This is a genomic window from Spiroplasma endosymbiont of Dactylopius coccus, assembly GCF_977110965.1.
On sequence record NZ_OZ373019.1, the window covers coordinates 1758936 to 1782309 of the forward strand.

Here is a 23374-nt window from a genome sequence, read left to right on the forward strand (position 1 = left end):
TAGGTGTTATTTTGCATTTAAAAGCATACTTGTAAAAATAATGAAAAATAGTACAATTTATAAGTAAAATTAAGGAAAAAAGGAGAATTAAAATGCAAGATAGCAAAGAAATAATAAAAAATGTAGAAAATAAAAAAGAAGAAAAAAGAAAAGAAATAAAAAATTTTAAAAAATGAATTAAAACAAATTATAAAAAAATAATATTATGAAGTGCTGTTATAACCGCATTATTATTAAGTATAATGTCATATTATAAAACTTATAATTATAAGTCATATTTAGGACATGACTATACAGTCTACTGGGGGGGGCTGGAACAACAATATGGTCACATGAAACAAATGATGAACATAAAATACGTTTATATTTTAGTGTTAAACAAATTCTTGATTATGACATAAAATGAGATGGCATTTATCCAGATGGATATTTTGATAATTAAATTTCTAAATTTATATAAGAAATATTTTCATTATATTTATCAAATAAATTAATATTATTTAAACTTATTTCTTGTTTATCAGTTATTAAAATTAATTCATAATTACCAGCACCAAATATTCCACTAATTTCAATCCGATTTAAATTATTAATCGGATTTTCTATTTGTAATTCAAAGTCACTATTATTATCAACTTTTAAAATTTCTTTATAAAATTCCAGTTTTGAAAATAATTGCGATTTATTAGAACCATATAAATTTAAAGCATTTTTAATTTTAATTTTATCTATAATTACTCTTGTAAAATATTTTCCATACTCACCATTACCTAATGTTCAATCAGCAGGAATTAATGATGGAATGTTATTACTTTCTAATTCATTTGTAATAGATAATCAGTTAAATTGATTATCATCTAACTTAAATAATTCATTTTGACTAATATCATTGTTTTTCAATTTAATGTTATTAATATCGGTAAAATCAAAATATTCAGATTTTAATATTACTTTTACATCTGTAAATCTTCAAATATCATCTTTAGTAGGTTTTATTGGGCTTGATTTTAATTCAAAATAATAAGGTAATAATATTTTATTATCATCATTTAAACCTTTATTAATTGATAATGATGAATAGATATATTTTGATAACATAATAAATACTTGTTTAAATATTTGTATTTGTGGTAAATTTATATAATTTGGATATTCAAACTCTCATTGTTTAAATAAGTTAGTAATTATTTCATCGGGTTTTTGTCCTGAAAATGTATCACGTAATTCTGCCATCTTATTTATTGCTTTTCCTTTGTCATTGTATAAAGCACCATTAAAATTTCTATTATAGTTATATGTATAACTTAGCATATCTAATAAAAGTTGTTGTAAACTATCAATAGTTGGTGCGTCTTGTATTTCAATTGCTATACTTTTAAATCTATTATTAGTTGCAAGATAAACATATCATCCTTCATTACTATAAGATAAAACTTTTTTATCTTCTAAATGTATTTCGTGTTTTAATGGTCAATTACCATCTCAAACAGCACCCATTTCTCAACCTAGTCAAGTATCAGTTACTCTTGCATTATTAATAACTTCTTTTCTTGTTACAGTACCAGTACTAATTTTAATCAAATCTAATACTGATTTTTCTTGTCCTATAAATTGTTTTGCTAAATTTCAAGGTAATATTTGTTCACTAAATCATTGTTGTAATATTCTAACTTTTGGTTGAGTTTCAATAGGCATTGATAATAGCGGAAATGCTATCTTATCTTTAACAAATAACTTTGGGTATACTTCCATATTGTCAACTTCACCAAGTACTTTTATATTGCCGAAAATCATGCTTCTAGGTGCTTTAATTTTTAAACCAATAACTTTTGTATCTTTATCTAATGGTTTTTGTAATTTAATAATGATTGGATAACCATCTCTTGTTTTAAAATCTTTAATTTTAATAATAGTAATACTTTTAGTGCTTCTTGTTTTTGGATTTTGATAAGGTTGTGAATAATTATTAATGATATATAAATTATCAATATTATTTTCACTTAAAGGTTCATTAATTGAAACTGCATATAATTTAAATTGATTTAATAAATTTATTTCTTGAAATATTAAATTTTTAATATCAGTCATACTATATTCAATAGTATTATCATTAATATTTGTACTTGCTCTTTGATTTAATTGCATAGTAAAGTCTGATGTTTCAACAGCAGTAGTTTTTAATACTTTTTTAATATCAATAAAACCAATTTTAATAGTATTTGCTGAAAATTTTAAACTATTATTTTCATTATTTTTAAATAAACGTTCAATTTCATAAATATAAATTGTTCTTTTTTTAAATTCATCGTATGCTCTATTAATATCGGGGTCACTAGTAGCACCCATCATATTTGTAAAATCATAAGGAATATTATCAATTAAATAATCATTTTCTATTTCTGCTTGATTAAGTTTAGTTTGTTTCTGTGGAAACTTCGTTTGTGGTTTGTTGTTGTTTTCCATTGTTTTCTCCTATTAATTGGTTATTTTCGGGATTAAATAATTTTAATTTAACTGTTAAATTATTAATTTCTTGTTCATCATTAATGTTAAATGTTTTACTATTTAATAAATCTTTATCTAAACGTACTAATATTTGAATAAATTTAAGAATATCAATATTAAATTGTCATAACTTTTGTTCAATATAATTAATAGTTGAAATATTTACAGCTGTACTTTCGGGAACTGATTGTTGTGCTGACTTCTTTTGACTTGGAATATGAATGCCACAACGTTTAAATATTTCATTAACATTTCAATCGTATATATCAGTCAAATTTTTACCTTTAAAATTACTACTTGTCATATTGATATTTTCGTTTTGTTCGTTATTATCTCCGCCACTTTTAAAAATATAATTTTTAGTAACTAATATTCTTACAGCATCTTCTAATAAATCTTTTACATTACCATAAGTTGAATTAAAAATAAACTTTGGTGAGTTTAAAATTGTATCTAAAACAATTTGTTCATAAATAACATCTAATGCTTTAATTTTATCCATTACTTTATTACAATCTGCTAATTCATTTGCTTTATTTCGCATAATTGCTATTGGTATATAGTTAATATTTAGTATTTGTTCTTGTGCTAAATTAGGGTTATTAATGAACGATTTAAAATCTAGTGGAAATTGTTTTTTGCTATCATTAACACTATAAATTGCACGATTAATAGTTACTTGTTCATTATTTAATGTATAAACTTCAAATAATCTTACAGTTTGTGCATTTTGTTGATAACTATCATAAAAAATAGTACATTGAATTAATTTACCAGTAATATCATAAACTCTTTGTTGTATATCAACTACTTGAAAATATAAGTCATCATTTGCAATAAAAATTAAATAACCACTAATTCCCAATTTACTTAATTTAAAAATAGAATTTCAATTTTTTCTATAAAATTCTTGTTGAATTAAATACTGCTTAATAGTTTCATTGTTAATATCTAGTGGAGCATTATATAAATTAGCATTATTTTCTGCTACAAAATCAGTAAAATATGTTTCATGATTAAAATCATTAAAACCAAAATAACTTAAAATAGAAGCATGTGTACTTTTACCTTTTAAAAAAGTTAATTTAGTTTTTTCTTCATTATTAGTGCTTTTATCTCTTCTTAAAAATCTACCTAACATAATATTCACCACCTTTTTTTAAAATATTTGATTAATTTTTAATACAATTTTTACTATAATAAATATAATTAAACCAGCAACAGCAGAAGATAATAAAACTCCTATTAAACCTAAGAACCTGTTTGGAATCTTTTAAACATAATTAAACTAAAAAAGGGAATAATTATTTCTAACCTGACAGTTAATTAACATTTTATTTTCTTTGTCATTTTTTTGTTAAAAAGATTTTATCATTTGACAACTTATCGATTAAAAATTTATTTTTCAACTATAAAATAACATTTATGATATTAATTTAATCAAAAATAAGTTAAAAAAGATCCTAAACAGGTTCTAAAATAATTTTTATTATTTTAAAAAACATAATATTATTCCTGCAATTCTTGTAATTTTCATAAATTACCACCACTAATATTCATGTCTTCTCATTTAAAAACATCAATATTTTCATTTCTTGAACATAATAATTGTAATCTTCCACCCTCTTTTATATAAGTACTATATACTGTTACAGTTTGTGGAATACCAGAACCTAACGAATAAACAAAATCAGTAAATGTATAAATATCTGGTAATATTATTTTTTGTTGTCTTGGATTTAAATTATACGATATAATTTATTTTCTTTACAATCATATCTAATTTCTTGATTTTTTATACCAGTAGTACTAATATTAAAGGCTACATCTTTTCATTTACCAATTTTTAAATCTTTTATTTTTTTAATTAATTCATTAATAGCACCAGCAATAGTTTTATCACTAGTTTCTAAATTAGCAATTTCAGTACCAAAAGTATTGAGAACAAAAGCATATTGAAATTGTGTTTTATCTATTTTATCTTCTAATTCTTTATCTACTTCTTCTTTTTTATAATAATCAGTTAAATCTGGGATATTTTTATTTAATGTTCTTAAATTAACAGCATCTTGTGGTTGTGTAGGGTCTGCTATATAAACAATTCTAGTATTATTTGAAGTAATAATTCTTTTTTCTTTAGGTTGAATAATATTAGATGAATTAGGGTTTACTTCTCATAATGATTCACCACTACCACCCGTAGCACTAATAGTATTAGTTTTTTCATCAATTTTAATATTTTCACCAGCAATTAATTTATTTTGTTTTTTATTTAATAAATTATTAGTTTCTAGTTTTGTATAATAATCACGTTCAGTACTTTCTTCTGCTATAAATTCAGTTGGTGTACCAGTTCCTTGATATTGATATATATTATGAATTATTGGTGTATACTTTTTTTTACTATTAGTAGCAATAAACTTTATTAAATCAACATCATATAATAATGTTACTTTGTCAATATTTACATCAATATTTTCAATTATTATTTGTTTTTGTTCTATTTGAATATTAGTAATTCTTATATTAGATTTAGTTAATTTATTATTACTTATAATAAGTTGATTACTATCGACAAAATAATATGTTCAATCAATAATATATCATGTATCTATTTTAATATTTTCATTTTTAACTTTTTTTCATAAAGGACTAGTTTCAATATTAAATCAATTATTTTTAACATCATTAATATTTTCATTTGCTTTAATTAATTCAGTATTTAATTTGGTAATTTCATTTTCATTAGTAGTAATTCGTTTTTGTTGTTTAGCAGAAAAATCACAAGTTGGTGCATGCGTATAATCACCAATTTGTGGATTATTTTGTAATGCTTCGGGTGGTAATGTACCAATTTCATCAGGTCAATCTAAAATCATTGTTTCAGTTTCTTTATCATAATCAGTTGCAACATAACCTTTATTAACAAATTTACTAACAGGACCTCTATATATTTCATTTTCATTATCATCAACTAAATCATCATATAATTTAATTTGTTTTGATAATGTAAATTCTTTTTGTTCATTAATTAATTCATCAACTTGATTTCTAGTATAAAATGCTTTTAAATCAATTTTTTCAACATCTATTTCATCATCATTATAATTTGATAATATTTGTTTTAATTCTGTTAGTCTTGCCAATATTTTCATTCTACTTGGTGCTAAATCTCAAACATTAATTGTAGGAATACTATTTGCACTAAATTGACTACCATTATTAAATTGAATAGTAGTATCAACATTAAATTCAATTGGTGTACGATTAAATACTCAATGTTCAGCGGTTACATAAACCATATCTCTTAATGTTTCTTTAATTAATTCATCTTTAAAACTATCAAAAGGAAATTTAGATAAAATAAAACCAAGATAAGCATTAATATCATTTTGAGCACGAATAGCAAATGTTTTAAATCAATCATTAACATTTGGTCATGTTTGTATATATTGCTGTGGTGTTTCTGTAATTTTTCCAGTTAATGGATATCAGTTATTATAATTTTCTAGACTGACACCAGTTCAAAGTTTATTAATCATATTTTATCATTCCTTAAAAAATGCTTTTTTATAATGTTTAGTTTTTGTTTTAGTTTTTCTATGTGATATATGTATAATTTCTTTTTGTAATTTCTTTTTACCTTTTTTTACAACTTGACTATATGCAAATTTTTCTAAATGATGTAATAATCCAGTACCAAATACAGTATTTACTGAAAATTTTAAACCAACACTTTTAAATGATTTATTAATATTTTCAATAGGATTATTAATAACATTTGCTACTTTATGATAAGTTCTTACGATTCTAAATATTTCTCTATATACTTTAAAACTATCTCTAATTATTTGTTGAACAACCGGTGGAGCAAATGCTATTGCTTTTAATCATTTATTTTGATTAACTCCATAACCAATGTATCAACCACTATATCAACGATATCAATGGAATGGATGTATTTGAGTAACAAAAGTTTCTGCTTTAAGAATACTATCAACAACTGTAATTGGTTTATATTTAGGATTACGATGATAAATAGTAATTGCACATTTATCTAATGATAAAGGTTGAATTTTACAACCCATAAATACTGGGGAATTTAATGGAATTAATTGTGCATGTTTAATTGCTTTTTTCTCTGCACTAGTAAATAAATCAGTTACTTTTTCTTTTAATTTATTAATTTTCTCAAATGCTTGTTTTTCTAATTTTTCAAATTTTTCTTGTAATTTATATATACTTTCTCGTAATTTTTCAAAATATGATGTATTTTTTCAAAATTTATTTAAACCTTTTTTTAAATAAAATCTAATATCCAAATATTTAAAAATTTTATTTGCATTTAAAACAATCTTATGAATTGAACTTTTTTTAAAATTAAATTTAATAGCATTAGCACGAATTTTTTGTAAATCTAAAATTAAAGTTTTTCCATATCTATTTTCTGAATGTATTGTATGAACTAAATTTAATCAATCATGTTGGTTCATAGATAGTACTTTTTTTAAATCAGTATTATATTTTTTTAAAAAATTATTTGCTTTTTCAATATCTTTAATTTTAAACTTTGGAGTTAATTGAGGACTTAATTTTGTTAATGTATTTTGTAATAATAAGTAATCTTTTAACTCTTGTGCTTCTAATTTTTGAAAATTATTTTTATATTGTCTTTCAGCAACATAACCTAAATCTCGTAATACTGTTTCACGATTAGGAGTAAAACTATAATTCATTAAATAACGTTTATTACCAATAATTTTATCTGTTAAAATTTCTTTTCCACTTACTTGACTTATAATTTCTTGTAAGTTTTTTGCTTCTTTAATTCCAACTTGTTCTAATGTTTTAGTTTTTTCTGCTAATTTAATAAATTTAGTAGTACGATAACCACGACTAATTTTATTAAGTCCAGCAAATGCAGGAAGTATATTAAAGAAAGTATTTAATTTTGTTACATTTCCTTTTAAATAATCATAAACTTGATTAATAGTAAAATCAGTTAAAAACTCTACACCAACAGCACTAATACTAGCAATTAAATCACTTGCACCTAATCCAAGTGCTACGCTTTCACTTAATCCACCAGTAAAAGGAGCAAGTGCTACTACTATAACTTGTACACCAATCATTTCTAAAATTTCTCATCAAAAACTTTTATTTTCTTGTTGGTTACTTGTTCTAGTATGTTTTGGTTTATTTATGTTTAAAAGTATTGCTGTACTAGTTGTACCGATTGGCATGGTATTAATTTCCTTTATTTAAGAGTTATTTTAATTGGATTTGTTGTTCCTTTATAATTTAAGTCATTAACATTTGCAGTAATAGTTATATATAAGTCACCTGCTTTTTGTTTTTGATTACTTACATTAGTTTTTCCTTGTGCGTCACTAAAATATTTAATAGTTGGATTTGTTAAATTTGGATTTAATGATTTAAGTTCATTAGTACTTTTTATTTGTGTATTTAATTCACTATTATTGTTATTAACATTTGCAGTAATATCAGTTGTTAAATTTGTAATTTTAGTTTTTAAATCAGTTTTATCAGTATTAATAATTCCACATGCCATTCAACGTGATGTTGTTTCATTATTAGAAATATAAGGTATGGCTTGACCTGTAACTTCTCCACCAACTAAATACATTCTTCCAACTTTACCATCTGCCACTTCTTGAACATAAATAATTGTATCTTGCAACATATATCTTTTCATTGCTCTTGGTGTTGCTAAAACAAATGACATAATTTCATCATCATTTTTATCATTTTTAAAAGTCATATAGTCATCCATTACAATTTGACATAAAACACCTTTAATATATAAATCATTACCATTTAATCTTAATTGTTGTGCAATTTCATTATCAGTAATTAAACCTTTATTATCTGCCAAATAAACTATACTATCATAAAGAGAATTAGTAATAAAGAATCTACAATTTGCAATATTTCTATATTGAAATAATGTATTTCATGCCCCCAACATTGCTTCTACATATTTAATTGCTTGTGCTTTTGGTTCTGTTGATTTTTCAATCATAAATTTAATTGCATATTTTGCAATTACATTAGTATTGTTATTAGCTAAATAATCTGCTAAATCATTAGCAACTTCATATTGCATACTTTGTAATAAATTTTGACCATTTTCTGCTAATAAATCTTTTGCTGCAATTGTTTCGCCAGCAACGGCTTCTTCTGTAATTTCTTTAATAATTTTATCTGTATCAGCATATCCAACATCTATTCTTTTACTTTTATCATTTCATTGAAGAACTTTAACTTTTGGGTCTTTTGGTTTTTTAACTATAAATTCAATTCTTGTTGAATTAACCATTTCGATAGGAAAAAAACTTGCCCACGGACTATTTGATTGTTTAAAAAATTCTATAAATTCTGGTGCTTCTACTAATTTTTCGGTATTATCTAAATTTTGTTTGAATGGTACTGCCATTTTTTATTTTCCTTCCTTATAATTTATTTTTATTTTTATAATCCAATAATGTACTTTTTATTGAATTTGGTTGATTTGTTATTATTGTTTGTGGTTTGCCACCTGTATTAATTGTTTCTTTAAATACTGGTTGTTCTTTAATCATTTTTTTAATAGTTTCTTCAATTTTTGAATTTTCTATATTACTTGTTTTAAATTTTAAATAATCATAAAATTCAGTTTTAACTTGATATTTTTTAAATATATTAATAATTTCTTTTTCTTTAATTTCTTGATTAAGTTTATTTAACTTATTTTCTGCTTCATTAACTTTATTTTCTATTTCTTGTGAAGAAGCATTATTTTCAGTTAAAGGTTCAGTTGTTTGTTGAACATTATTTTCATTTTCTAACATTTAACATTCTCCTAATCTTATCCCAATAATCAATCTTTAACTAATTGTGGCATTTCACTTATTAGTTTTTTATAATCATTAACAGCATTTTCTAATATATCAATATCAGAAAATTTAAAACAATTTCCTATATCTAAATCAAAATCTCTATCAATTTTGATATTATTTTTTCTATATTTTTCATTAAATTCAATTTTTGTCATATTATTTTTCTCCTTTATTAATTTTTTCATTTAATTTTGCTAATTTTTTTTGATGTTTTATAATTTTGTTATTTGCTCTAACATGTTTTGGAGTTGTAATAAATCTTTTTAATAAAACAATAATTTCTCTGCAAATTAATGTTCCAACACTTGTTCCAATAATTATTAATTCATGTAAAAATTCTTTCATCTCAATATTTTCCTTTCAATTATTTATTTTTTAATTATTCATCAAATTGACCACCATTAATTCTTTCAATCATTGATTGTGAATTACTTATAATTTTTACTAATACAGATATTTCTTTATTTAATTGTTCCATTCTTTCTTTATATGATTGTATTTCTTGATTATAATATTCAATTATTTTTTCTTTATTCATTGCTTTTCACCCCCTTTATAAACTCATGTGATTGTAATCTCAATTTAATGAAGCATTATCAGTATTTAATGGTACTTCGCTCATATTATCACTACCGTATTGACTGGTTGTTTCACTATTAATTGAAAATCTATTATCATTAATTAATCTTGTAGTTTCATTATTAAATGTTGTTTCTTGCATTTCTTCAACATGATGATTTGTTTCCATAGGTAATAAATTATGAATAATTTCAGATGCCCCAGCAATAATGGTAGGTACTGCATAAGCATTATTAAAATTATTATTTATACCCATAGCAACACCAGTACTAATCAAACATCCACCAGTTGCCATATTACAAATTTTTCTTATTGTTTCAAATTTATTAGGTATTAACTCAGTTAATCCACTAATAAGATTTGAAATACCATAAGCATTTAAACTAATATATGTATCTCAATCCATTAATGACTGATTATCTTGTTTATCTAACAATAATCATGGTGGACCCTCAGTTGTAGTTGTAGTAGTTATTGGAGTTGGTGTTGTTGGAATAATAGGATTAATATTATTTTCTGTTCATTTACTATAATTTGCTAAACCGATTGTTCCTAAACCTAGTAATATTTTTTTAGAACTATTAATTAATTTTGTTTTAGTATTTGGTCTTTGATTTAAATTTCAAATATCTAAACCTAATTTTTTACCAAATAATAAACTATTAATTGAACCTAATACTGGATTTGCAATTACTTGACCATAATAAGCACTTGTACCAATCATTGCACAAATAGGACTTATACCAGTTCTAATTAATTTAGTTAATGTATAATTTGATTGATTTTCTATATTTGGCATTATTTAATTTCTCCGTTCATATTCAATAATTTTTCTAAAACATAATTAGTTTTATCAAAATTTATAATAAGTCATTTTTTTGTTTCTGAACGATTGTTAGTAACATTAATTAACTTTTCTATCGTATCGATTAACTCTTTTTTATCTGCTTTATCAAAAATGACTTGTAAAATTTCATCTAACATAATTTAATCTCCTTTATTTGTTTTTATCAGTTCTCTTATAACATCTAATAAGGAATCTACTACATAAGAATTTAATTCAAATTCATAATTTCTAATTTTAATTTTTTCTTTTTGCATTTATTTGTTCTCCTTTAATTTTCTAATTTTTTAATTGTTACTTTAATTCAACCTTGATATACATCATTATCACCAACTATTAATGCAACATTACTTTCGGGGTCAGAAACAATTATGTGTTTTGATTTAACATTTGGGTATTGTCTTAAAATAATTGCTCTAATATCATTACTTGTATGAATTGCTTTTGGAAATGGTGATAATATTTCAATTTCATCTTTATTTTCAAACAAAGTAGGTAATATTATCATTAGTCAAATTCTCCATTTTCTATTTTTTCTTTTATAGTATTAATTGCTAATAATATCCCGTAATGTGTATATTTATCTTGTTCATTTTTAAATTCCATAAAGTGATATTCATTATCAGTTTCCATATTTTTATAATATTGATTTAAATATTTAATTAATTGTTCTTTATTCATTATTTATTCTCCTTATTTAAATAATATCAACCAATTAATAAACTATCTGCTTCATCATGATTTGATATTGTTATATTTCAATTATTAGTTTTTATTATCATTATTTTTAAAACAATTTTGACAATTTGGTCAATTATAATTTTCTTTACAATCATTACACATTTTCATTTAGTTATTTCTCCTTATTATTTTTTGGATGTTGAAATTGAACAGCTAAACAATCATTACAACGAAATATTAATTCAATGCTTACATCTTCATGTTTACAATTAGTCATTAGTTAATTTCTCCGTTTTCTATTTTTTTAATTAATAAACCAAAAATTCCTTTAAAATTTATATTTTTAATATGTTCAAGTAATTTTTCTTTATTAATACAATTTTTATGTCTTGATTTATTAATTTCATCAACTTTAATTCTATGTTCTTTACAGTATGCTCTACCATATTCATCAAATTGCTCTTCTGTTATATTTTCACATTGTATTTGTTCAAAATTTTCATCATGTGGTGGTATTAAACTAGTAAATTTAGTAGTTTGACTAAATGTACATCTATTCATTATTTTTTCTCCTTATTTTCAATTTGATTAGCAATTTCATTTAATATTTTCAATACTTTATATTCATTTTTTAATTCTTTAATAATAAATATTAAAAATATTATTAGTGTTATACTTGTTATTAATATCGGTACTATTAATAAAATTTTTCATAATATCATTTTTTAAATCATTTAACATTAATTGAACAAAATGCACGATTTTTAGGAATATTTAAAGTATTAAAGATTTCACCAGTTACTATAATTTCATCGTTTTTGTTTAATAAAATACAGCGTCTATAAAGTTTTGGTTTATTAAAAATTAAAGTAACATAGTTTAATCCATTTCATTGACCACGAACACTATAATATAATTCTTTATTACCTTTTTCGTAATATTTTGCTTCAATAGTGTTACTAAGTTTTACTGTTAATTTGACATAATTTGTTTTATCTTTCATTTTTATAATTTCCTTAAATAATTGTCAAAAATTAATATTTTTTTATGATTTTTTAAATAATATTGAATATGCTTATATGCATCTTGTTCATGTTTTGTTAATTTTATATTTCCTTTATAATTTGTTATTTTATTTTTATTTTTTGGTTGGTTTTCTAGATAATCTCAATTCATAACATCTTGTACTAATACCATTAATGAACCAATAATTTTAGGAGTTGCTAATGGATTAGTTAATAATTGTTTTGAATTTAAAAAGAAATTTTCTACAATAACTAATATTTTTTTATCAATAAATTTTTCTTTAATTAATTGAAATTTTTCTTTATAAATATTTTTAGTTCATAAAACAGTTAATGTATTGAATGTTTCATTAAAAACAATATTATTAGTTTCATTTGAATATATAACAATTCCATTATTACCAATACCAGCAGGGTCAATTCCAATAATTAATTCATATTTCATTATTAATCAAATTCTCTGCATTGTATTTTATTAATTAAAATTTTAATAATATCAATTGAACCTTTTAATTTATTTAAATAATATATGTCTTTTTCTTTATTATATTGTTCTATATCACTATCTAAAATTAAATTTAATCAACTAATTAATTTTTGTTTATCCATATTTATACCTCCTACTTAACCTAATATTTAAAATACAGTCATAACAAATTGCTTTACTATTTTTATCTCTTAAAAAATATTTTCTTGTTTTTATATCATTAGTATTAAAGAATAAATAATCTAATTTATGTTGTTTACATGTTCAACAAAAATACTTTTTCATAATAATTCTTTCTAATATATTCTGTTGCTTCTAGCATAAAGAATATATATTTTGATTTTTATATTATTAATACTATTAGTTTTATTCATTCCAGAAATTCTGGGCTCAAAAATAAATTGTGAAATTTTAAAAAACATTGAGGCATTCGATTCAATATTTATTTAATTTGTGTTAAACAAATTAATATTTTAATTGAACCGGCACCGCTCAATTTTTTTTACAAGTTTGAAATTTATTTTCTCGCCCAAAAATTTTTTCAAAAAAAATAAAAAATAAAACCAACACTTGCTCACTGGGGAGTGGCAAGGTTGGTTAAATAAAGAATAGAATTAATACAATAGGTCCCTACAACAGGTCTATATATACTAGTTTCCAATTCGCTCCCACCCCAAGAATTACCATTACTGGTTAATATATTTTATTAGGTATCACTCCACTTTTTATTTATTCATGCAAGTCCACATGCTCTAGCTACTATTTTTAACAACTGTGTTGTAGTTCACTTTTTTAGTTCCCTAACACGTGTTGATAATAGCGTTAAAGAGGGTTATTAATTATTAACTTTCTCCTACTTGGTCACTGCGTGTAGTAGATATTTAAAGAGTGTTAATAATAAAAATTTTAAAATTTTACAATTACAAAAAAAAGACAAGATTTTTATTCTCGTCTTTTGTCATTTATTTTTAATTCAAGGGTAAAAAAAGAAAGGAGCTATTTTTAAAACTTTTTAGTTACCGACATCTTCGGTACGCTCCCAAAATATTAATAAATCATTTAAAAGTGTTTGTTTAAAATTTTCAGTAAATACTGTATTTGGTACTGGATTATTACATCATTTAGAAAAATTTGCATATAGTCAAGTTGTAAAAAAAGGTAAAAAGAAATTACAAAAAGAAATTATACATATATCACATAGAAAAACTAAAACAAAAACTAAACATTATAAAAAAGCATTTTTTAAGGAATGATAAAATATGATTAATAAACTTTGAACTGGTGTCAGTCTAGAAAATTATAATAACTGATATCCATTAACTGGAAAAATTACAGAAACACCACAGCAATATATACAAACATGACCAAATGTTAATGATTGATTTAAAACTTTTGCTATTCGTGCTCAAAATGATATTAATGCTTATCTTGGTTTTATTTTATCTAAATTTCCTTTTGATAGTTTTAAAGATGAATTAATTAAAGAAACATTAAGAGATATGGTTTTTGTAACCGCTGAACATTGAGTATTTAATCGTACACCAATTGAATTTAATGTTGATGCTACTATTCAGTTTAATAATGGTAGTCAATTTAGTGCAAATAGTATTCCTACAATTAATGTTTGAGATTTAGCACCAAGTAGAATGAAAATATTGGCAAGACTAACAGAATTAAAACAAATATTATCAAATTATAATGATGATGAAATAGATGTTGAAAAAATTGATTTAAAAGCATTTTATACTAGAAATCAAGTTGATGAATTAATTGAACAGCAAAAAGAATTTACATTATCAAAACAAATTAAATTATATGATGATTTAGTTGATGATAATGAAAATGAAATATATAGAGGTCCTGTTAGTAAATTTGTTAATAAAGGTTATGTTGCAACTGATTATGATAAAGAAACTGAAACAATGATTTTAGATTGACCTGATGAAATTGGTACATTACCACCCGAAGCATTACAAAATAATCCACAAATTGGTGATTATACGCATGCACCAACTTGTGATTTTTCTGCTAAACAACAAAAACGAATTACTACTAATGAAAATGAAATTACCAAATTAAATACTGAATTAATTAAAGCAAATGAAAATATTAATGATGTTAAAAATAATTGATTTAATATTGAAACTAGTCCTTTATGAAAAAAAGTTGAAAATAATAATATAGAAATATTTAAATGATATTTTATTAAAATCAGTTATCAATATTCAACAGAAAATAACTTTATGAAATTTTATAAAGTAATTAAAATTTATTTAAATAATGTTTTTAATGAATTTGAATTGCTAAATGTTGATTCCATGACGTATAGTGAACAAATCCAAAATAAAAAAATTTTAAATACCGGAACGATTTACTATAAGAACCTGTTTGGAATCTTTTAAACATAATTAAACTAAAAAAGGGAATAATTATTTCTAACCTGACAGTTAATTAACATTTTATTTTCTTTGTCATTTTTTTGTTAAAAAGATTTTATCATTTGACAACTTATCGATTAAAAATTTATTTTTCAACTATAAAATAACATTTATGATATTAATTTAATCAAAAATAAGTTAAAAAAGATCCTAAACAGGTTCTAACAATAAAAAGAAAGAATTTAGTGGTGGCGGTAATTCTTATCCTGAACCTGGAAAAATTAATTTAATTGGTGATATAGAAGAAATATATCAATATCAAGGAATAGATACACCAACTGAATTTATAGCAGAAGAAAGTACTGAGCATGATTATTATACAAAACAAGAAACTAATGAATTATTAGATAAAAAACAAAATATAGATGACAATAATTTACAAACAATAGAAAAACAAATAGTTCCGGCAATTAATGAAAATAAATTAAATATTGACAAAAAACAAGATAAATTAATTGCTGGTGAAAATATTAAGATTGATGAAAAAACTAATACTATTAGTGCTACTGGTGGTAGTTCAGTTGATGAAAATAGAATATTTAATAATAAAGATGATAAAGATAGTACTACAAGATTAGTTAATGAAATTATTAAAACTAATGTTGGTGGTAAAACTTTAATTTATAGAAATGAACCAGTTATAACTGATGATTTAGATATTCCAAATAAGAAATATATGGATGACGCTATTAAATATGCTTTTCAATTAAATGCTATTGGTACTGAAATTTCTGGTTTAGAAACTAAAAATAAAACTATTGTTGGTGGTATTAATGAAAATAAAGAAAAGATTGATAAAAAACAAGATAAATTAATTTATGTTCAAGAAAATAAATGGGGTGCATTTGAATATATTAATTTAGGTAGTATACCTTTTACAGCAGATAATGATATTCCACCTGTTAAATTTGTTAAAAAATTAATTGATGATAAAATAAAAGATTTAAAGATTGGTAAATGAAAAGAAGTAGGAACAGTTAGTAGTGATAAAACAAATATTACTTATAATTTTATAAGAGATAAAAGATATAAAGTTTATTATAATTGGGGTCAATCTAGTAGCCCAAACGTTATTAAAGAATTTATATTTGACGCTTCAAATAATAATTATTTAGAAAGTTTTATTGAAGAAAATAATATAATAAGTATTCTTTGATTGCAAGATAATAAAATTTTTATTAAACAAAAAAGTCGTATTAATTACGGTTTTGTTAGTAAATTAGAAGAATATCAAGAAGAAAATACTTATCAAATTAATAGTAAAACATTAGATATTATTGCTCCTGAAAAAATTGATATAGAAAAACCTTTAAAAATTAATTCATATAGTTTAGAAACTAATGAAATTAGAGAAAATGAATGAGATATTGAATTAAAAAATAATCCAACACCAAGTATTCCACAATGAAAAGAAGTAGGAACAAGAGAAAAAAATAAATGAGATAATTGACAAATTACTTATGATTTTCAAGAAAATAAACATTATAGAGTTTATTATTCTTGAAGTATATATAATCCAGTTTATACTATTCAAGAATTTATTATAACTGATAAAAAAATTGCTGGTGTACAAATACAAACCTTTAATGATAGTGCTAATATAGTAATTTTATCAGTTCAACATGCAAAATTGATTACTATTTATACTGGAAAAGGTAATTTAAAAGGTAATGTATGAAAATTAGAAGAATTACAGGAATAATATTATGTTTTTTAAAATAATAAAAATTATTTTAGAACCTGTTTAGGATCTTTTTTAACTTATTTTTGATTAAATTAATATCATAAATGTTATTTTATAGTTGAAAAATAAATTTTTAATCGATAAGTTGTCAAATGATAAAATCTTTTTAACAAAAAAATGACAAAGAAAATAAAATGTTAATTAACTGTCAGGTTAGAAATAATTATTCCCTTTTTTAGTTTAATTATGTTTAAAAGATTCCAAACAGGTTCTTAGGTTTAATAGGAGTAATTCTATCATCAGCAACAGCGGGTTTAATTATATTTATCATTGTAAAAATAATATTAAAAATTAATCAAATATTTTAAAAAAGGTGGTGAATATTATGTTAGGTAAATTTTTAAGAAGAGATAAAAGTACTAATAATGAAGAAAAAACTAAATTAACTTTTTTAAAAGGTAAAAGTACACATGCTTCTATTTTAAGTTATTTTGGTTTTAATGATTTTAATCATGAAACATATTTTACTGATTTTGTAGCAGAAAATAATGCTAATTTATATAATGCTCCACTAGATATTAACAATGAAACTATTAAGCAGTATTTAATTCAACAAGAATTTTATAGAAAAAATTGAAATTCTATTTTTAAATTAAGTAAATTGGGAATTAGTGGTTATTTAATTTTTATTGCAAATGATGACTTATATTTTCAAGTAGTTGATATACAACAAAGAGTTTATGATATTACTGGTAAATTAATTCAATGTACTATTTTTTATGATAGTTATGAACAAAATGCACAAATTGTAAGATTATTTGAAGTTTATACATTAAATAATGAACAAGTAACTATTAATCGTGCAATTTATAGTGTTAATGATAGCAAAAAACAATTTCCACTAGATTTTAAATCGTTCATTAATAACCCTAATTTAGCACAAGAACAAATACTAAATATTAACTATATACCAATAGCAATTATGCGAAATAAAGCAAATGAATTAGCAGATTGTAATAAAGTAATGGATAAAATTAAAGCATTAGATGTTATTTATGAACAAATTGTTTTAGATACAATTTTAAACTCACCAAAGTTTATTTTTAATTCAACTTATGGTAATGTAAAAGATTTATTAGAAGATGCTGTAAGAATATTAGTTACTAAAAATTATATTTTTAAAAGTGGCGGAGATAATAATGAACAAAATGAAAATATCAATATGACAAGTAGTAATTTTAAAGGTAAGAATTTAACAGATATATATGATTGAAATGTTAATGAAATATTTAAACGTTGTGGCATTCATATTCCAAGTCAAAAGAAATCTGCACAACAATCAGTACCAGAAAGTACAGCTGTAAATATTTCAACTATTAATTATATTGAACAAAAGTTATGACAATTTAATATTGATATTCTTAAATTTATTCAAATATTAGTACGTTTAGATAAAGATTTATTAAATAGTAAAACATTTAACATTAATGATGAACAAGAAATTAATAATTTAACAGTGAGATTAAAATTATTTAATCCCGAAAATAACCAATTAATAGGAGAAAACAATGGACAATCAAAACAACAAACCACAAACGAAGTTTCCACAGAAACAAACTAAACTTAATCAAGCAGAAGTAGAAAATGATTATTTAATTGACAATATTCCTTATGACTTTACTAATCTTATGAGTAGCAAAGGTGACCCTGAGCTTAAAAGAGCATATGATGAATTTAAACTAAGAACTTTATATATTTATGAAATTGAACGTTTATTTAAAAATAATGAAAATAATAATTTAAGATTTTCAGCAAATACTATTAAAATTGGTTTTATTGATATTGATAAAGTATTAAAAACTACTGCTGCTGAAACATCAGACTTTACTATGCAATTAAATCAAAGAGCAAGTACTAATATTAATGATAATACTATTGAATATAGTATGACTGATATTAAAAATTTAATATTTCAAGAAATAAATTTATTAAATCAATTTAAATTATATGCAGTATCTATTAATGAACCATTAACTGAAAATAATATTGATAATTTATATATCATTAATAACTATTCTCAACCTTATCAAAATCCAAAAACAAGAAGTACTAAAAGTATAACTATTATCAAAATTAAAGATTTTAAAACAAGAGATGGTTATCCAATCATTATTAAATTACAAAAACCATTAAATAAAGATACCAAAGTAATTGGTTTAAAAATTAAAGCCCCTAGAAGCATGATTTTCGGCAATATAAAAGTACTTGGTGAAGTTGACAATATGGAAGTATACCCAAAATTATTTGTCAAGGATAAGATAGCATTTCCATTATTATCAATGCCTATTGAAACCCAACCAAAAGTTAGAATATTACAACAATGATTTAGTGAACAAATATTACCATGAAATCTTGCAAAACAATTTATTGGACAAGAAAAATCAGTTTTAGATTTAATTGCTATTGGTGGTGGAACTGAAACAAGAAAAGAAATTATTAATAATGCAAGAGTAACAAATGCTAAAATTGGTTATGATGTTACTAAAAATTCAAAAGTATGACCATTATCTGATGAACTAGAATTAAAAGATAAAAAATTAGAGTCATGATTTTAGTAGGTAACAATAATTTATTTATTTCTACAACGGATAAATTTCATGATGTTGAACTAGAAATAAAAGATAGACCACCAATTGATAGTTTGCAAAAAGTATTATTAGATATGTTAACCTATACATATAGTTATAATAGAAATTTTGATGGTGCAAGTTTAAACCCAAATCAATTAAATGATTTAGATAGATTACGCAGTAAATTTGAAGGACAAAAACCGAGTGAAGTTATTACTAATTTATTTAAACAATGAGAATTAGATTATCCTAATTATACAAATTTATCACAAGTTAAAATATTAAAACAAATAGTTACAATGCTATCAAAAAATATTTACTCAACAATGTCTATTAATAATGGTTTAAACGATGACTATAAATTATTATTACCCTATTATTTTGAATTAAAATCAAATCCTATACATTCTACGCCCGATAAAGTTTGAGAATTTAAAGATACAAAAGTATTATTAAAATCTGTATATTTTGATTTTACAGATATAAATAATATTAAACTAAAAAACAATGACATTAGTCAAAATGAATTATTCAAATTAGATGATAACCAATTTAACTGACTATCTATAACTAATGAACTAGAAAGTAATAATATTCCGTCATTAATTACTGCTGATTGAACACTGGGAAATGGTGAATATGGAAAATACTTTACAAGAGCAATTATTAGTGCTAATAAAATTGAAAATATTTTAAATTTATATGGTTCTAATAAATCACAATTATTTTCCAAATTAGAATTTTATAAAGAAATATCAAAAATCGATAATAATAGTGAGTTTGAATTACAAATTGAAAATCCGATTAATAACTTAAATCGGATTGAAATTAGTGGAATATTTGGTGCTGGTAATTATGATTTAATTTTAATAACTGATAAACAAGAGATAAATTTTGGTAATATTAATTTATTTGATAAATACAATGAAAATATTTCTTATATAAATTTAGAAATCTAATTTTTAAAATATCCATCGGGATAAGTACCACCTCATTTGAAATCACTACTTCCAATATCTGGTTTATTAGCAAAATATAAATATATATCATAACTATTTTTATGTTCTCAAATTGTAGTATCTCCAAAAACCACTTCATGATTGGGTTTTAAATAATAATTAAATTTTTTACTTTCATGGGTAAGCACCCCCCATGATTAATCCTATTGTTCCAGTTGTTGCACCAGTTAGTGCTAATGCTAATGTTATTTTATTTAAATTTGTTTTTATTCATGTTTTCATATTAAATTACTCCTTTTTAATAATCATTTTATTAAATTTTAATTATAAATGATATTTTTTTGTACTTGTTGATGGTTGATTTATTAAGTTTGTATTTATTGATTGATTATTAATTTGCTCTATGTTATCTTGAACTGATAGTTTATTTTGATTTTCAATATGTTTAAATATTTTTTGACAAATAGCTAAACAAAATAAATCACGAGACTCAGAGTTCATTTCTTCATGATTAAAAAATTTAGCAAAAGTATTTTTTTCTGCTTCTGTACCATCACCAGTACCTTTATAAGTTTTATTTAAATCTAAATTTAATTCTGTTAAATCTATATAAAAAAGATGTCATAATTTGGTACTTGATTTATTGGCATAATATGTAGAATTATAATTAATTTTGTGTATTCAGTTTGTAATATCAATACTAGTTTCTTCTCACATTTCATTAATAACAGTTTGGATAAGTTCATATTTTTCTAAACCACCTGTAATAGTAGCCCAAGTAGGCTCTTCACTATATAATGTATTTAATTCTTTAACCAATAAAAAATAATATTCATTGTCTTTAATAACATAAGGTAAAATAGCAACACCTTGGTTATTACATCAAGGCTCTTCAACACCGTGCATAAATTCAACTTTAATAAATTTTAAGAATACTCGTTCTATATTACTTTCAGACATTTCAAGAATCTTTTTTTCATGTTGTTCAGCAATAAAATTTGCAATTTTGTTATATTCTTTTCTTGATGAAAATATAAGCTCTTCATATTTATTAAATAAATCATTGATTTTTGTGTCTATTTTTTTTTCATGATTAAAAATATTTTTACCATATTCTTTGATATCTAATTTGACTTTATTTTTTATTAGATTTTTCAAATCACAAAAATATTCTTCTAAAATTTTATTTATTTCATCTTCTAACATTTAACATTTTCCTTTTTATTTAATTTTACTTCTAAATTGTACTATTTTTCATTATTTTTACAAGTATGCTTTTAAATTTAAAATAACGCCTAAATACAAGGCGTTTATTTTGTGATACCTATACTATTAACTACATGTTACTTGTTGATTATTTACTAAATATGAAAGTTGTTTTTTAAATATTTTTGATTTAATTTTAAATTACACTTATAAATGTATATAATAAACAAGTAAATTAATATTTTAAAAATATTTACAATAAATTTAAAATTTAAAAAAAGTTAGGAGAAGTAAATGTGAATTTTAATTATAAATTAAATTTTAGAGAACAAAATGCAAAAATTGATAAATTAGTTTTAGAACATATAACAAAAAATGAGAAAAATGAGATTGAAGAATAAAAAATACAAGAGATAAAAAGAAATATAAAATTGTTGATTATCAATATCGAACAAGAAAAACATTATATGGAATGGTAACTTATAAAAGAAGAATTTATGAATATTTTGATGAAAAATTACAAAAATGAGTTCGTGTTTGTTTAGTTGATGAATGACTAAAATTACCTAAATATAAAAGAATTGGTGAAGATGTTGAACAAACTATTATTGAATATTTTGCTGATGGAAAAAGATATCATGATATTTGTGCTATTTGTAAAAAATCAGGTATTAGTGTTAATACTGTTCATAGAGTTTTTAAAAATTTAGAAATAATTGAAGCAAATCCAGTAAAAGTAAAATTAGAAAAAAATCAACCTATTTTTGTAGCGATTGATGATGGACATCGAAAATTTTGAAATTTTAAACGTAAAGGTATAAAACACTCTATGCGATTAATAGTAACATATACAGATAATATTAATCACAAAGTACAAAATAAAAGAGTAAAGGCAATTATAAGACCAACAAGAACAGTAATTGGAGTTAAAAAGACTGCTGAATTTGTTAAAGAGCATTGTCAAAAATTTTATGAAAATATTGAACAAGCAAAAATTATTATTTGTGGTGATAGTGCAGGATGAATTAAAGAAGTTGCTGATTATTTAGGTGCACAGTTTGTTTTAGATAAATTTCATTTAATTAGAACATTATATCTTGGAATAATGGTGGGAAATAAAGGAAAATATTTAAAAGAATATAATCATTGTAAAAATTTAATTAATAATGGTAATTATAAACAATTAATTGATTATTTATATAAAGAATTAGATAATCATAAAAAATTAAAGAAAAAATATTTTAAAAATAATAAACAAGGTATTGAAAATCAAAGTGCAAAGTGAAATATTGGTTGTTTTACTGAAACTAATATTTGACACGTTTTAAAAGAAATGCTTGGTAATAGAACATATAATGGTAATGTTTAGTAATCTGTGTAACTTACAAAAATAACTATGTTTAATTAATTCTATAATAAACCTAGAAAGAGTGAATT

General features: G+C 22.3%; 28 protein-coding genes. 7 read left to right on the forward strand and 21 right to left on the reverse strand.

Annotated elements, in window-relative coordinates:
* The first annotated feature begins 92 nt into the window (after positions 1–92).
* Positions 93–401, forward strand: coding sequence for a hypothetical protein (locus ACXUB0_RS11075; protein WP_458258667.1), 309 nt, complete (start codon positions 93–95; stop codon positions 399–401).
* Between the two features lie 37 nt (positions 402–438).
* On the opposite strand, the gene ACXUB0_RS11080 is transcribed toward ACXUB0_RS11075, so the two are convergent.
* From ACXUB0_RS11080 to ACXUB0_RS11170, 19 genes are all read right to left on the reverse strand, one after another.
* Positions 439–2463: a hypothetical protein gene (locus ACXUB0_RS11080; protein ID WP_458258668.1), complete on the reverse strand. Its 2025-nt coding sequence runs from the start codon at positions 2461–2463 to the stop codon at positions 439–441.
* Entirely contained in the window at positions 2414–3646 is a 1233-nt protein-coding gene (locus ACXUB0_RS11085; RefSeq protein WP_458258669.1) for a hypothetical protein, read from the reverse strand. The genes ACXUB0_RS11080 and ACXUB0_RS11085 overlap by 50 nt, the downstream gene beginning before the upstream one ends.
* 598 nt (positions 3647–4244) lie before the next feature.
* Entirely contained in the window at positions 4245–6047 is a 1803-nt protein-coding gene (locus ACXUB0_RS11090) for a hypothetical protein (RefSeq protein WP_458258670.1), read from the reverse strand.
* A gap of 3 nt (positions 6048–6050) precedes the next feature.
* Positions 6051–7748 carry a hypothetical protein gene (locus ACXUB0_RS11095; RefSeq protein WP_458258671.1) on the reverse strand — a complete coding sequence of 566 codons (1698 nt, stop codon included), beginning with the start codon at positions 7746–7748 and terminating at the stop codon, positions 6051–6053.
* A gap of 14 nt (positions 7749–7762) precedes the next feature.
* A complete protein-coding gene (locus ACXUB0_RS11100; protein ID WP_458257497.1) occupies positions 7763–8962 on the reverse strand; it encodes a hypothetical protein in 1200 nt (399 codons plus the stop codon).
* A 16-nt stretch (positions 8963–8978) separates the two neighbouring features.
* Complete coding sequence (locus tag ACXUB0_RS11105; RefSeq protein ID WP_458257496.1) at positions 8979–9356, reverse strand: hypothetical protein; 378 nt, start codon at positions 9354–9356, stop codon at positions 8979–8981.
* A 17-nt stretch (positions 9357–9373) separates the two neighbouring features.
* Positions 9374–9559 (reverse strand): hypothetical protein, encoded by a 186-nt coding sequence (locus ACXUB0_RS11110; protein ID WP_458257413.1) that lies wholly within the window; start codon positions 9557–9559, stop codon positions 9374–9376.
* Between the two features lies 1 nt (position 9560).
* Positions 9561–9749 (reverse strand): hypothetical protein, encoded by a 189-nt coding sequence (locus ACXUB0_RS11115; protein WP_174481134.1) that lies wholly within the window; start codon positions 9747–9749, stop codon positions 9561–9563.
* Between the two features lie 34 nt (positions 9750–9783).
* Positions 9784–9942 carry a hypothetical protein gene (locus tag ACXUB0_RS11120; RefSeq protein WP_458257360.1) on the reverse strand — a complete coding sequence of 53 codons (159 nt, stop codon included), beginning with the start codon at positions 9940–9942 and terminating at the stop codon, positions 9784–9786.
* Positions 9943–9957: 15 nt separating this feature from the next.
* Entirely contained in the window at positions 9958–10782 is an 825-nt protein-coding gene (locus ACXUB0_RS11125) for a hypothetical protein (protein ID WP_458257494.1), read from the reverse strand.
* A complete protein-coding gene (locus ACXUB0_RS11130; RefSeq protein WP_458257529.1) occupies positions 10782–10967 on the reverse strand; it encodes a hypothetical protein in 186 nt (61 codons plus the stop codon). Before ACXUB0_RS11130 ends, ACXUB0_RS11125 begins: the two co-directional genes overlap by 1 nt.
* A gap of 131 nt (positions 10968–11098) precedes the next feature.
* Positions 11099–11335 (reverse strand): hypothetical protein, encoded by a 237-nt coding sequence (locus tag ACXUB0_RS11135; protein WP_174480108.1) that lies wholly within the window; start codon positions 11333–11335, stop codon positions 11099–11101.
* Positions 11335–11508 (reverse strand): hypothetical protein, encoded by a 174-nt coding sequence (locus ACXUB0_RS11140; protein ID WP_458257492.1) that lies wholly within the window; start codon positions 11506–11508, stop codon positions 11335–11337. The genes ACXUB0_RS11135 and ACXUB0_RS11140 overlap by 1 nt, the downstream gene beginning before the upstream one ends.
* Positions 11508–11663 (reverse strand): hypothetical protein, encoded by a 156-nt coding sequence (locus tag ACXUB0_RS11145; protein WP_458257491.1) that lies wholly within the window; start codon positions 11661–11663, stop codon positions 11508–11510. Before ACXUB0_RS11145 ends, ACXUB0_RS11140 begins: the two co-directional genes overlap by 1 nt.
* A 121-nt stretch (positions 11664–11784) precedes the next feature.
* Positions 11785–12069, reverse strand: a complete 285-nt coding sequence (locus ACXUB0_RS11150; RefSeq protein WP_458257490.1) for a hypothetical protein — start codon at positions 12067–12069, stop codon at positions 11785–11787.
* A complete protein-coding gene (locus ACXUB0_RS11155; RefSeq protein ID WP_342266587.1) occupies positions 12069–12230 on the reverse strand; it encodes a hypothetical protein in 162 nt (53 codons plus the stop codon). Before ACXUB0_RS11155 ends, ACXUB0_RS11150 begins: the two co-directional genes overlap by 1 nt.
* The gene (locus ACXUB0_RS11160) at positions 12206–12511 is read right to left on the reverse strand and encodes a hypothetical protein (RefSeq protein WP_458258672.1); all 306 of its coding nucleotides are present in this window, start codon (positions 12509–12511) and stop codon (positions 12206–12208) included. Before ACXUB0_RS11160 ends, ACXUB0_RS11155 begins: the two co-directional genes overlap by 25 nt.
* 2 nt (positions 12512–12513) lie before the next feature.
* The gene (locus ACXUB0_RS11165; RefSeq protein ID WP_458257488.1) at positions 12514–12978 is read right to left on the reverse strand and encodes a hypothetical protein; all 465 of its coding nucleotides are present in this window, start codon (positions 12976–12978) and stop codon (positions 12514–12516) included.
* A gap of 2 nt (positions 12979–12980) precedes the next feature.
* A complete protein-coding gene (locus ACXUB0_RS11170; protein WP_458257487.1) occupies positions 12981–13142 on the reverse strand; it encodes a hypothetical protein in 162 nt (53 codons plus the stop codon).
* A 1137-nt stretch (positions 13143–14279) separates the two neighbouring features.
* Here ACXUB0_RS11170 and ACXUB0_RS11175 point away from each other — a divergent pair.
* The 5 genes from ACXUB0_RS11175 (at position 14280) to ACXUB0_RS11195 (ending at position 20731) form a co-directional block, all read left to right on the forward strand.
* Positions 14280–15422 carry a hypothetical protein gene (locus ACXUB0_RS11175; RefSeq protein ID WP_458258673.1) on the forward strand — a complete coding sequence of 381 codons (1143 nt, stop codon included), beginning with the start codon at positions 14280–14282 and terminating at the stop codon, positions 15420–15422.
* A 712-nt stretch (positions 15423–16134) separates the two neighbouring features.
* Positions 16135–17160 (forward strand): hypothetical protein, encoded by a 1026-nt coding sequence (locus tag ACXUB0_RS11180; RefSeq protein WP_458258161.1) that lies wholly within the window; start codon positions 16135–16137, stop codon positions 17158–17160.
* 367 nt (positions 17161–17527) lie between these two features.
* Complete coding sequence (locus ACXUB0_RS11185) at positions 17528–18763, forward strand: hypothetical protein (protein WP_458258674.1); 1236 nt, start codon at positions 17528–17530, stop codon at positions 18761–18763.
* Positions 18711–19757, forward strand: coding sequence for a hypothetical protein (locus tag ACXUB0_RS11190; protein ID WP_458258675.1), 1047 nt, complete (start codon positions 18711–18713; stop codon positions 19755–19757). Before ACXUB0_RS11185 ends, ACXUB0_RS11190 begins: the two co-directional genes overlap by 53 nt.
* Positions 19748–20731 carry a hypothetical protein gene (locus ACXUB0_RS11195; RefSeq protein WP_458258676.1) on the forward strand — a complete coding sequence of 328 codons (984 nt, stop codon included), beginning with the start codon at positions 19748–19750 and terminating at the stop codon, positions 20729–20731. Before ACXUB0_RS11190 ends, ACXUB0_RS11195 begins: the two co-directional genes overlap by 10 nt.
* On the opposite strand, the gene ACXUB0_RS11200 is transcribed toward ACXUB0_RS11195, so the two are convergent.
* Entirely contained in the window at positions 20728–20919 is a 192-nt protein-coding gene (locus tag ACXUB0_RS11200; RefSeq protein ID WP_458258677.1) for a hypothetical protein, read from the reverse strand. The genes ACXUB0_RS11195 and ACXUB0_RS11200 overlap by 4 nt on opposite strands.
* Positions 20920–21055: 136 nt before the next feature.
* A complete protein-coding gene (locus tag ACXUB0_RS11205) occupies positions 21056–21937 on the reverse strand; it encodes an NUDIX domain-containing protein (protein ID WP_458258678.1) in 882 nt (293 codons plus the stop codon).
* A 397-nt stretch (positions 21938–22334) separates the two neighbouring features.
* Between ACXUB0_RS11205 and ACXUB0_RS11210 the strand changes: the two genes are divergently transcribed.
* Positions 22335–23306 carry an Mbov_0401 family ICE element transposase-like protein gene (locus ACXUB0_RS11210; protein WP_458258822.1) on the forward strand — a complete coding sequence of 324 codons (972 nt, stop codon included), beginning with the start codon at positions 22335–22337 and terminating at the stop codon, positions 23304–23306.
* Positions 23307–23374 lie beyond the last annotated feature (68 nt).